The following is a 12,022-nucleotide window of genomic DNA, read 5'->3' on the forward strand; positions in this document are numbered from 1 at the left end:
GATTACGACAAAAATAGCGTCCAACTAGTTCTCGACGTCAGTACTGATTTAGCTCCAATTGGCTACTCCTGTTCGATTTCTCTCACAACTTGGCAAGGGACACCAGCTGCGAGGGAATTAGCCGGGATAGCATGAGTGACGACTGAACCTGAAGCAATCACACAGCCACTGCCGATGGTGACACCAGGCATGACATTGACATTCGCACCAAACCAGACATTATCACCTATTGTAGTTGGTAACGCCTTTTCCAGACCCTCATTGCGGTGTTTATAGTCTAAAGGATGATTGGCGCCGTGTAAAAGCCTGTCGAAGGACCAACAAAGACATTGTCTCCCAGATTAATCTTTGCACCATCCATAAAGTAACAATTACTATTCACAAAACAATTCTTCCCAAAAATGATATTTGTGCCATAATCACACATAAAAGGATTAAGCAGGACCAAACCATCAAAGGCCTGCCCCATGAGTTATTTTAGAATAGTATAATGCTCCTCTTCTCGACTAGGTTTTAATTGGTTTAAATCAAAACATAGATCTTGTGCTTCCATGCGTTTTTGAATGAGTTCAGCATCAAAATTAGTATCATACCATTCGCCACGATTCATTTTCTCAAATGCTGTTGTCATTAGGTACTCCTTTTTAGTATATAGTTACTATACTACTTGCTCCTTCTTTTATCATTGAAAAGTCACCCGTCTATGCCAGTCACTCTGATAAGAAGCAAGGTGTCCATTTAGCAGATACTTCCCGATGAAAACTAGAGACAAACCGCCCCTCTCATGAGATTTAACAACTGTCTAAACGCTTCCTTAAGCGTTCCACAAACTCGTAAGCTGCTGGACAAATCAAGGTATTCTTGAGTGTGAGATGATTAATCTGGTAGATTTTTTTGCGGTCTGTGTGAGGGAATTCTCGGCAGGCTTTGGGTCTCACATCATAAATGCTACAAAGATTGTCCCCGCCTAAAAACGGGCAAGGCATGGACTGGAAAACCTTATCACCATCCTCATCGACGTGCAAATAAGTTTTTTCAAAGGTTGCCAACTTCATCCGAAAGAGCTTGGCAATTTTGACAATATCAGCCTCTGTCAAGTCAGGCCCTAAATCTTTACAACAGTTAGCACAGGCCATGCAATCAATCTCTTGAAAAACTTCTTGATGAATGTCTTGGACAATCTTATCGAGATGTTTAGGTGGTTTTTTCTTTAAGGCTGCTAAAAACTTTCGGTGTTCAGCCTGCCGTTGCAAAGCTAGTTGATGGTATTTTTCAATATCAATGGTTTTTGATGACATAATTCTGACTTTCTTAACAGAACTTCCTTTTTATTATACCATAGAAAAAAGGCTTTAAAGCCTCTTTTCCAAGACTGAAACAGTTCTCCGTCCAGTCATTCTTTAATATTCTCCAAATCTTTCACCATTTGGTTGTAGGTATTTAATATCTTTTTCTTATGCTTGGTCACATAGGCATAATCTTCTTTTAGGGTAGTAATCTCCTCAAGTGGTTTCATGTCATGACTTGTCTGAGCGTCTTGCCGAACGGGTCTGTTACTGGTTGACTGACCAAACGCATGTTGCACATCTCGAGAAAGCATAAAATTAATGAACAACTTGGCTTCTTCCATCGCTGGAGCATTTCTGACAATGGCCACAGATGAAGGGACAAACACTGTCCCTTCTCTAGGGTAGACAATCGAAACGTTGGCGCCGCTCTTTTGGAGATTAATGCAAGGGTCTTCATAGGTTAGACCAACAATCATCTTTCCTGCAGCGACAGATTGGTAGACATCCGACGAACTAGCAGCCCTCATTGAATTGGTATTGATGAGCAACTGCTTCACATAATCCCAAGCTTCTGAATGAGTATAGCCACCCTTAGCAAGTAATATATTTGTTAACTGCGAAAAAGCACTGGAAGACTTATTCGGGTCAGCAAAAGCTATCTTTCCTTTTAAAGCTGGTTGAAGGAGATCTTCATAGCTTGTGATGCTAAGTCCTTGTACCAATTCATTATTCACAATCAAGACACTGCCATTTATGGTGTATGGAGTGGCTCTATCACTAGGCAATTGGTAATCTGGAAGAACTGTCGCTACCTCAGGAGACAGGTAAGATTCAAATAAGTGTTTATGACTTTCAAATTGCGTGTAATTGCCTCCAAAGAAAATGTCAGCTTTCAATGAACTTCTCTTCTGGCGCAAGCGATCAATGAGCTGGCCAGTCCCTCCTTGGATAATCTTAACCTTAATCCCATATTTTTCCTCAAAAGCAGGGATGGTTCCGGTCAAAATCGTTTGGCTATTCGGACTCAAAATCACGAGTTCTTTTGATGGTAATGTTCTAGACGGTGACAAATTGGCAAGGGTGCAAATGCCAAGAAGAAAGAAAAGAATCGCAAGAACCAGGCTAATCCTCCAATTCCAGTTAGGTTTTCTCATGACATACTCCTTCGTGTGTTTTCAGAAAATGATGTTCTTTAAAAGCTTTGACTGTCTGGCCAAGGTATTTTTTAAATACCCTGTCAAAATAACGATAATCATAAATTCCAACTGCTTCTGCTATTTGGTATACCATTAAGTCCGGCTCTTTTTCCATTAGTTGAATGGCCTGGTTAATGCGGTATTGGTTGATGTACTCATTCAAAGTCATTTGAAGGTGTTTTTTTACGATTTGATAAAGGTAACTTTCACTATATCCCAACTCATGAGCCAATTGACCTGTGGTAATTTTATCTTGAAAATGCTCATGTACCCAATCCAGAATAGCTTTGACAATGTCAGGAAACTGATCATTCACCTGGGGTAAAGGTAGGTAGAGAGAGGAACTTTCCTGTCTGCCTGCTTTCTTTTGACTTTCTATCTGATCAACGATGCTTTGAAGACAATCCCAAAGAGCAGCTTTTTCGATCGGTTTGGTTAAAAATTCCAGAACACCATAATGAATGGCTGATTGTGCATTAGGAAAATCGGCATAGCCAGATAAGATAATTTTGGCATAGTTCTGTTCCCTGGTCTCTTCAAACATGTCAAATGCGGTCATGATGGGCATGTTGATGTCTGTCAGGACAATATGTGGCTGACACTCTCGGATTAAGGTAGCACCTGCTTTACCATCTTTGGCCTCGCCTACAACGACAATTCCTAAAGACTCATAGTCAACGGCGTAGCGCAGCCATTTTCGGATAATATGTTCATCTTCAATAATCACTAATTTATACATTGACTACTCCTTCACATAATAGCTGACAGTGAACTGGTCGTCTTCTTGGACAAACACCAATGACACTTCTGAAAAATGATGTTTGAGACGACGGTAAGAATTAACCAATCCATGATGAGATTCTGCCGCTTCCAGTTGTTCTCGAATGGTTAATTGCTTTTGAGGTGATATCCCTGTGCCGTTGTCACTCACAGCAAAGACAATGTGATTGTCTTTGCGATAACAAGCTATCTCGATCCGGACATCGTGACGTTCTTTTAATCCATATTTTATAGCATTTTCAATCAAAGGGAGTAAAAACAACTTTGGCACAGAGAGGTTTTCAAGGTCTGGCGAGAGGTGAAAACAGTATTGTAATTCTTCAAAACGCACCTGATTGATGACCAAGTAAGAATCAATCACACTTAAATCATCTTTGAGTAGGACAGGTTTGGTGGAATCTGTCAGACTATACCGCAGTAATTTGGTGAGCTGAATAACAATTTTTTCAGTTAAAACTGGATCGTAATGGCTAGTGATTAAAATGGTTTCTAAAGTATTGTAGAGAAAATGAGGATTAAACTGAGCTTCCAACATCCGTTTTTCAAACACTAATTTTTGCGTTTCCAAGGCCAAGGTCTTGTCATGTAGTTCCTGTAATTGTTCCACCATGTGATTAATCTGGCCAGATAAATATTGAAACTCGTCTTGGCTATCTAAGTCAATCCGACTTTTTTCCTGGCGAGAAATAGCTCCCATCTCTTGAACCATTTGATTGATGGCTATCGAATTTTTAGCTGCAATACGATTGGCCAAGCCACTCGATTTGCGCTGTAAAATCACAAAGATAATAAGGGAAGAAATGAGCGAGAACAAGACAACTGACGTAATTGGAATCAGCGGACGGTACATGTATAACCAGAGATTTCCTTGCAGCGCTACTTTTCTCACGACAAAGGCACGATGATTTTGGAAAACAAAGTAATCTTGCAACAAGGAGCTATTAACCTTATCCAAACTGGAAGTGATAAAATCACGGTTGGTAAAGGTAAAAGTATTATCTAGTCGATCTGCAATGACCAAATCAGAGGTCAAGGTCTTGCTTGGATGGAGAAAATCTTTACCATTCATGACTAAAAAGACATGCCCTTTAACTTTTTCTTGGCTGATTATTGGCTTAATCACTATCAGATAATGACCTTCTTCATTATCCATGGTTATTCTAAAGAAAGGCTTTTTGGTCTTTGCTCCTGCCAAAACTTCCTGGATATAAACCGACTTGCTCAAAAAAGAACCCAAATGGGGATTGCTAGCAAACAAAAGGGTTTGGTTTTGAGAAAAGATAAAAAAATCAGTTGACAGTTGACTTGTTTGCCGAAGATGAAAATAGTGTTTGCTCAACTCTTCAGCGCTAATGCTACCATTTAGAAAAGGCTCAACACTCGTTATTCCTAAGTCTTCTAACAAGGCCTCTTGCTTAGTCACGAAACGGTGGTAACGGTCCGAAATCGTATTGACATCGCGGTACAAGCCAATTTGCTGTGGGGCTAAAGAGAAAATGACAAAAAGACCAATCAAAAGCACTGATAACATGAGTGATTGGTAAGAAAAATGCCGTGAAATGTCCTTTTGCAATCGTTGTTTAAACTTTTCTTCCACCTGGTTACCTCGCATTTGTATCTCCTTACATTATAGCAGATTCTTAACCGCTAACAGGTTTTTTCCAGAAATACTGCATCGCATCACGTCTTACCATTAATGAAAAAAGATAAGTAAGACAAGAAAACTTATCTTACTTACCTTTGTTGCTAGGAGATTATTAGCAAATGCCTAAAAGGCCAAGAATAATGCCAAGGAACATGATACCAAACATAATCCAGTTGATATTGACCTTTTTACGTAAGAGCCAAAAGGCTGCCAAAGTTACCAAAAGCGGTACAATGCCAATAAATAACTGATCAAGGTAATCTTGAATGGAAGCTGCTTCTTTGGCACCTTTCGCAGCAACCGTAAGAATGGTTTTGAATTTCACATTTGAAGCGGTCATTGATCCAACCATCATCAACCCAAGCATGCTTGAGGTTTTGGTCACAATTTTGATGCCACCAGATTCGTAAAGTTTTTTGATAAAGCCTGCACCAACAGAATAACCACCATATAGACTGTAATAATGAATGATAAAAGCAGGGATATTATACAAGAGCAAGAAGACAACAGCACCCATGGCTGACCCTGTACTTGCCAAGGAAATCCCAATTCCTGCAGCAATAACTCGAAGAATTCCCCAGAAGAAGGAATCTCCAACGCCGGAAATAGGTCCCATTAGGGATGCTTTTACCGCCGTAATGGCACTGGCATCAAATTCAGGATCTTCACTATTTTTCTTTTCCATCGATGCCACAAGACCCATGATAAAGTTATTGATGTGCATGGTGGCATTGAACCATGTCGTATGTCTAACCAGCGCGTCTGCCTTATCTTTATCTGTTTTGTAAAAATGATTAATAACAGGCAAAAGGGTGTAAATCACACCAACGGCATGATACTGGGTTGCACCTGTACGGCTGGCATTCATCGTCCATGAGCGCCAGAAGACTGAGCGCAACATTTTGCGTTCTTCTCTGGTCAAATTATCTTGTGATGTCATGCGAAGAAATCCTCCTCTTCTGATTCTTTTGAGTCAAAGCTTGTCTGATTGCTAAAGGCTCCCTTAGTGATAGCATCCAATTCCAAATCACGTTGGGAACTAATCACACAAATAACTGCTCCAAGCGCCGCTACGGCCACAGCTGGTAATTTCAAATAAGCTGTTAAGACAAAGCCCAATAGGTAAAAAACAGCTAATTTGTTGGTCCACAATAATTTCATCAGCATGGCAAAACCGACGGCTGGCAAGAGGCCACCTGCGGCACTTAGTCCATTCATGAGGTTTTGGGGAATGTGTTCCACGAAGGCATTCACCGGACCGCTTCCCACCAAAATACCAATAAAGGAAATAGAGGCAATGATTAAATAATAGATGATCCAAGTACCGTAGTGAAGCATCACTAACTGACCTTGATGATTAGCTTCAGCTGCTTTATCAACCATTGGAGCAAAGATATTCATGAAGACATTTTTTAAGAACATGACGACAAAAGCTGCCAACATTCCGATTGGAACAGCTAGAGTCATAGCTGCTTTTTGGTCAATATGTGAAATAATGGTAAAGGTTGTCGCCATAGCAGTTGCCGTTACAGGTTCTGCAGCAATCACACCACCAATATTAACATTTCCCAGGAAGAGGGCTTCTAAAGAAGCTCCCATTAAAATGCCGACCTTCATGTCTCCTAAAAGAAGACCTGTGACCAAACCAACCACCAAAGGTCTTTCCATCATGCTTTGACCGGTTAAATAATTTCCCCCAAAACAAATCAACACAGCTAATGCTGCCATTGTTGCTGGTACTAACATACTTTTTACCTCTCTTTAGTTGACTAATTGACTCAAATGAACCTTGGTATTGGATGGCAATACTTGGTTAAAGACATCAAGATTTGGCAAACTTGCTAATTCTTTTGCGGCAGTCATTTCTTCTGGGTTTAACAAAAGACTTGGCGTCACCTTAACCTTGCTTGCTGAATCTGACTTATCAAAGCGTCCCACATTAGCCACATTAACAGCTTCTAAGTCTGGAACTTCTTTAGCGATGGCGCAGGCATCTTTGACAGAATTCACAATAACAAAGATACGCTTGTCTTTGGCGCGTGGGTCATTAAAGAGCTTAATAGATTCTTCAACAGAACGGATAAGCAATTTCATGCCATTTGGTACGGCCATTTTTAGCGTCATTTGAGTGATCTCATTTTTAGCCGCTTCATCGTTGGCCACAACTAAGAGTGGAGCATTCAACTCTTTAGTCCAGACAACTGCAACTTGACCATGAATCAAGCGATCATCAACACGAATTTGGGTAATCATTTGTCTTCCTCCTAGATATTAATCAAAAAAGTCATCTTCTGAATCCGTAGCAGGGCTCAAGTCAACAAACTGAACCTGAGACTCATTGATAACGGTTACAATTTCGTCTTTAGTAAGCGCCTCATCAGGGTTCAAAAACATCACTGATAACAAGGTCGCTAGATTACTATTTGTGATTAAAAAAATATTATTTTTACCACTGGCCATCACAGCCGTTACCATTTTCTGATTCACACTACCACCTAATAAATCAGTAAAAATGAGGCCCTGTTCATCTGCTGCTACCCCAGCGATAAAGTCATCAATCTGGCTAGTATAATCACTATCATCAACATAAGCATCAATGATTTCAAGTGACTGACCCATCCCTGCTAAAATGTCAATGGAACTTTGCAAACCACTGGCTAGTCTGCCGTGACTACCAATGAGAAATTTTCGTTTCATTCCTATCCTCCTCTGTTAACAAAAAACGCTGAGTAAACGATAATTGCTTATCTCAACCAGTTATCTTTACTGAACTGGTTTAGCGATAGGTTTATTTTATCAAATGAAAACGTTTTAAAAATGCATTATTCTCTTTAAAATGTAGACAATTCTACACAAATAAGGTACAAAAAAAGAAACCAGTCAAACTGATTTCTCGTGTCTGATTACCAAATGCCCCAAGAGAATTGCATGCCTAGACTGACAAGAGTAATGGCCACCCAGCAAATAGCCCCTAAAAGAATAGCTTGACCGCCCGTCTTGATTAATTTAACCAGGTTTGTATTTAAACCAATCGCTGCCATAGCCATAACAATAAAGAATTTGGATAATTCTTTGAAGGAATGGAAAACATCGGCAGAAACACCAAAGCTGGTCATCAGCGTTGTAATGAGGGAAGCTAATAAAAAGAAGAGGATGAAACGAGGGAATGACTTACTAAGGATGAAGCCTTCTTCTGTAACGATTTCGTGCTCTTTTTTAGCGCGGTAAAGAGATAAGCCTAAAGTAATTGGAATAATAGCCAAGGTGCGAGTCAATTTGACAATGGTTGCGCCATCTAGTGTATTGGAATGGTGAACGGCATCCCAGGACGTGGCCGTTGCAGTCACGGAAGAGGTGTCGTTAACAGCTGTCCCAGCAAAAATAGCAAAACCTTCATTAGATAAGCCTAATAATTGTCCTAAACTTGGAAATAGCAAAGCTGCTAGAATATTAAAGAGAAAAATGACTGAAATAGCTTTGGCAATCTCATCATCCTTTGCCTTAATGACAGGCGCTGTCGCTGCAATCGCTGATCCCCCACAAATGGAAGAACCTACACCCACTAAAGTAGCCGTATTCACATCCAAGCCTAACCACTTTTGCAGGCCATAGGCAACTAACAGCGCGGTGGCAATGGTCGAAACGATAATCGGTAAAGACTGCATGCCCACTGCCATAACTTGGGTTAAGTTTAATCCAAATCCAAGCAAAACAACTGCTGTTTGCAAAATATACTTGGATGTAAAACTAATTCCCTCTTTAGTCTTGTCACGATGGTGATAAAACAAGGCTAACAACATTCCTAAAAGAATAGCAAAAACAGGTGCTCCAATAATGGGGAATAAGCGCCCTAAATACCAGGCTGGAAGAGCTAAAAGTAGACAAAGTAACAAGCCTGGAAGTTTTCTTAAATAAGTTGACATACTAAACTCCTTTTTCATTCCCTATTATAGACCTTTTACAAAGGCTTGTAAAATTGACCCTCATTCCTCAACACTCCTGTCATTTAGCTTTGGTGAGTCAACCATTATGTTATTTGATTCCCTTTGTGAGTGTTAACAACTGTTGAAGGTGATTATGGATATTTTCAGAAATATCTCGACGACGATAGCTACCATAGGTTACCATCAATTGGTGAAGGGATTTTACCATCACCTTCTTTTTCTCATGATCAATAGACTGTAATGAACTGATTACACGCATCAAGGTTAAAAACGCCTTATCGTCAAGACTAAAGGCATTTAGACTAGTGATCCCACTAGCAGCCAAACAATCAAAAAAAGTATCACACAATAGTTTCAGATCTTGTTTTGATAACTGATTGGTCCAGTCTTTAAACGTTTCTTCTAAATCATAACTAAGTGCGCTTCGCTTAGGTGCCCTTTTAAATTGAGCATTCGGCGTGATTTGCCAATTGACCATTTGATGTTGTAACAACCCATAAGACTGGCTCTGAACAATTTTTTCAGATACATCACAATAAAGCATAACACCTATAATAGCATCTTGTGGCTTTATCACAACCAGTCGACGGCGAATGGCTTGGTAACCTGGATGAGTAAGAAATTCTTTGATGAGACCAGGCGAGTCAAAAAGATAAATGTCCTTGAGAGAGGCTTGCACATTCTTTGGCACAAAACTAGCGGCATACAAGGCTAGGTTTCCTCCTTTGGAATGCCCACTCAAGACTAATTTTTGATTAGGGTAATAGGTGTGATAGGTTTTAAGGTAGTCTATGGCGGAGCGATGAGCTGGAATTTCCCGCATATAAGTAAGCTTGAAATCCTCTTTCCATCCAATCAAACTGTCATCGGTCCCTCGAAAAACCAGTTGAGTATAATCAATCGAAGGAAGACGAAACACCATAGCTGCAAATTGCTTTTCAAACTCAGTATTGATGTCATTGATATAGTGCGATAAGGTCAGTTCTGAAAACCGCTTTGACTGACACATCATTTGAAAGAGATCCAACCGTTCTTTGGTGTTAAAAAAATCATAGGGAGCCCCCTTGATTTCTCTAGTCTGCAGTAAAGGCAACTGAATTAGTTTAATTGTCGCCTCTAGGTGATTATCATCAGCCACTAACTCATCAAAAGCCAGGTAACCAATTTCATTAATCACCGCAACATCTAATTCATTTAAGGCTAAACTATGATAGTCACGGTGTCCATTAGTCTTTATATAATCTAAGAGGGTTGCCATTTTCTCACCAGCTTTCTTAGCTTTAGTTTACCTATCTTTTCATCAAGCGTCAAGTATCTTCAAACTCCCCATGACCAGCATCTGCGATCTACTTTGAAGACAGTCAAAAAACCTAAAACCATAACCTGTTTTAGGCTTTCGATAAACCAATTGATTTTATCAAAGAATCATCTGTCGCTAAATGGTCCATTAATAACCATATCGAATTTGCAGTAAGGCATACAAGTCTTCCAGTTGAGCAGATTCTTTCGCTGATAAGGTGATCCGATGTTCCTTTAAAACTGTTGAAACTGCTACTGTCATACGACTTAAAATAAAAGGAATAAAGGACTCTCCTCTCTTTAACTCCTCATTAAAAGAGAGCAATACTTTTTGTAGCGGTTCTTTTCCACCACTTTGCTTCAAATCTGCCACTAAATCTTTGATGAGTAGCGAAGCTTGCTGTCGGCGCTCATTTCCTCCTGAAAACCAGTTTAGTCCAGACATTTTCCGTTCTCCTTTATCTTGTCTTCTTAGGTGTTCACCTACCATCTAATGACTTCGTTACGACATCACCATCATAATCCTATACTACCTTTTTTTCAGCCTATTTTGATGTCCAAATCATCAATGGTCTTTTTATGGTCATGAACTGTTTTAATTATTCAAACTAATTCTATGACACACCTTAGAATAACTCGACATAACCCATACGTGTCTTTTAAAATACACCAGTTGATTTCTTAACGCAAGCCATCCCATTCAGCATAAAATTCATCTAAATAAGACACCAAAACCTGATGCCGATGCTCCGCAAGCTGACGACCGTAAGCGGTATTCATGCGATTTTTCAACGTCAGTAATTTCTCATAAAAGTGCATGATAGCTGTCCCATCCTTACGATATTCCTCAACAGTCATGGTCTCTCGCGGTAGTCTATCAGGATCATGAATCAATCGACCGGTGTGACCTGAGTAAGCCATACAGCGGGCAATACCAATAGCACCAATGGCATCTAGTCGATCAGCATCTTGAACAATCTTAGCTTCCAAACTTGTCAATGGTTTCCCGTGACCGCCTTTAAAAGAGATTGTATCAATAATCGTCATGATCTGATCAGACTGCTTCTGCGATACGTCATGATCAGCTAACCAAGTCAGAATATCTTGGTGGGCTTTCTTTGGATCATCATTGAGTTTGTCATCAGCCATATCATGCAAGAGAGCTGCCAACTGACAGATGAAAACATCTCCCTCTTCCTCTTGGGCGATAATCTTAGCCAAGAGACAAACACGAATCACATGCCAAAAATCATGACCACTAGCATCCGCTGCCAGTTTTTCCTTGATCCAGGCCTCTGCTTGGGCTAATAGCTGCGCTTCTTTTTCAGTCATTTTGAAACCCTATTATTTCTCATCAAACAATGTGAGCCATTGGGCATAGCCTTCTTTTTCCATATGATCATAAGGAATAAATTTAAGAGCTGCTGAATTGATACAGTAACGTAAGCCTCCAGCTTCTTGAGGTCCATCACTAAAGACATGCCCCAAATGCGATCCCGCTTCCCGACTTTTGACTTCAACCCGTCTCATTCCATAAGAAGAGTCATCGTGGTTCGTGACCATGCGATTTTCAATAGGTTTTGAGAAGGCAGGCCAACCACAGCCAGAATTAAATTTATCCAGTGATGAAAACAAGACCTCTCCACTAACAATATCGACATAAATCCCCTTCTCAAAAAAATCATTATATTCCCCTGTAAAAGGACGTTCTGTCGCCGCATGTTGGGTAACCTCGTAAGAAAGATCACCAATCCGTTTTTTCAAGTCATCTTTTGTCTCCATGAGAAACTCCTTTCAGGTGTGTTAATGCTTTCATTTTACCAAAAAACGACAATCTTTTGAACCATTTGTTTAGAATATGTCATACAA

Annotated in this window: 13 protein-coding genes and 1 pseudogene; all 14 read right to left on the reverse strand. The window is 40.0% G+C overall.

Annotated elements, in window-relative coordinates:
- Positions 1-62 precede the first annotated feature (62 nt).
- The 14 genes and pseudogenes from DYD17_RS11345 to msrB all read right to left on the reverse strand — a co-directional run bounded on the left by DYD17_RS11345 (position 63) and on the right by msrB (position 11,935).
- Positions 63-631: pseudogene (locus tag DYD17_RS11345) on the reverse strand (sugar O-acetyltransferase).
- A gap of 160 nt (positions 632-791) precedes the next feature.
- A complete protein-coding gene (locus DYD17_RS06475) occupies positions 792-1,298 on the reverse strand; it encodes a YkgJ family cysteine cluster protein (protein WP_115246077.1) in 507 nt (168 codons plus the stop codon).
- Positions 1,299-1,393: 95 nt separating this feature from the next.
- The gene (locus DYD17_RS06480; protein ID WP_003051115.1) at positions 1,394-2,443 is read right to left on the reverse strand and encodes an extracellular solute-binding protein; all 1,050 of its coding nucleotides are present in this window, start codon (positions 2,441-2,443) and stop codon (positions 1,394-1,396) included.
- On the reverse strand, positions 2,430-3,224 hold the full coding sequence (locus DYD17_RS06485) for a response regulator transcription factor (protein WP_115246079.1): 795 nt from the start codon (positions 3,222-3,224) through the stop codon (positions 2,430-2,432). The genes DYD17_RS06480 and DYD17_RS06485 overlap by 14 nt, the downstream gene beginning before the upstream one ends.
- Before the next feature lie 3 nt (positions 3,225-3,227).
- A complete protein-coding gene (locus DYD17_RS06490; RefSeq protein ID WP_115252924.1) occupies positions 3,228-4,877 on the reverse strand; it encodes a sensor histidine kinase in 1,650 nt (549 codons plus the stop codon).
- 145 nt (positions 4,878-5,022) lie between these two features.
- Positions 5,023-5,850 carry a PTS system mannose/fructose/sorbose family transporter subunit IID gene (locus tag DYD17_RS06495; RefSeq protein ID WP_003051128.1) on the reverse strand — a complete coding sequence of 276 codons (828 nt, stop codon included), beginning with the start codon at positions 5,848-5,850 and terminating at the stop codon, positions 5,023-5,025.
- Positions 5,847-6,656, reverse strand: coding sequence for a PTS mannose/fructose/sorbose/N-acetylgalactosamine transporter subunit IIC (locus DYD17_RS06500; RefSeq protein ID WP_003051133.1), 810 nt, complete (start codon positions 6,654-6,656; stop codon positions 5,847-5,849). The genes DYD17_RS06495 and DYD17_RS06500 overlap by 4 nt, the downstream gene beginning before the upstream one ends.
- Positions 6,657-6,671: 15 nt before the next feature.
- Positions 6,672-7,163: a PTS sugar transporter subunit IIB gene (locus DYD17_RS06505; protein ID WP_115252925.1), complete on the reverse strand. Its 492-nt coding sequence runs from the start codon at positions 7,161-7,163 to the stop codon at positions 6,672-6,674.
- A gap of 18 nt (positions 7,164-7,181) precedes the next feature.
- Positions 7,182-7,607 carry a PTS sugar transporter subunit IIA gene (locus tag DYD17_RS06510; protein WP_115252926.1) on the reverse strand — a complete coding sequence of 142 codons (426 nt, stop codon included), beginning with the start codon at positions 7,605-7,607 and terminating at the stop codon, positions 7,182-7,184.
- A 206-nt stretch (positions 7,608-7,813) separates the two neighbouring features.
- On the reverse strand, positions 7,814-8,833 hold the full coding sequence (locus tag DYD17_RS06515) for a YeiH family protein (protein WP_115252927.1): 1,020 nt from the start codon (positions 8,831-8,833) through the stop codon (positions 7,814-7,816).
- 109 nt (positions 8,834-8,942) lie between these two features.
- Positions 8,943-10,112 (reverse strand): Mbeg1-like protein, encoded by a 1,170-nt coding sequence (locus DYD17_RS06520; protein WP_115252928.1) that lies wholly within the window; start codon positions 10,110-10,112, stop codon positions 8,943-8,945.
- Positions 10,113-10,301: 189 nt separating this feature from the next.
- Positions 10,302-10,598, reverse strand: coding sequence for a bacteriocin immunity protein (locus tag DYD17_RS06525; protein WP_115252929.1), 297 nt, complete (start codon positions 10,596-10,598; stop codon positions 10,302-10,304).
- A gap of 236 nt (positions 10,599-10,834) precedes the next feature.
- Positions 10,835-11,485 carry an HD domain-containing protein gene (locus DYD17_RS06530; protein WP_003051146.1) on the reverse strand — a complete coding sequence of 217 codons (651 nt, stop codon included), beginning with the start codon at positions 11,483-11,485 and terminating at the stop codon, positions 10,835-10,837.
- Between the two features lie 12 nt (positions 11,486-11,497).
- Positions 11,498-11,935, reverse strand: a complete 438-nt coding sequence (msrB, locus tag DYD17_RS06535; protein WP_003051148.1) for a peptide-methionine (R)-S-oxide reductase MsrB — start codon at positions 11,933-11,935, stop codon at positions 11,498-11,500.
- Positions 11,936-12,022: the final 87 nt, after the last annotated feature.

This window comes from Streptococcus dysgalactiae subsp. dysgalactiae, assembly GCF_900459225.1.
Classification (GTDB): Bacteria; Bacillota; Bacilli; order Lactobacillales; family Streptococcaceae; genus Streptococcus; species Streptococcus dysgalactiae.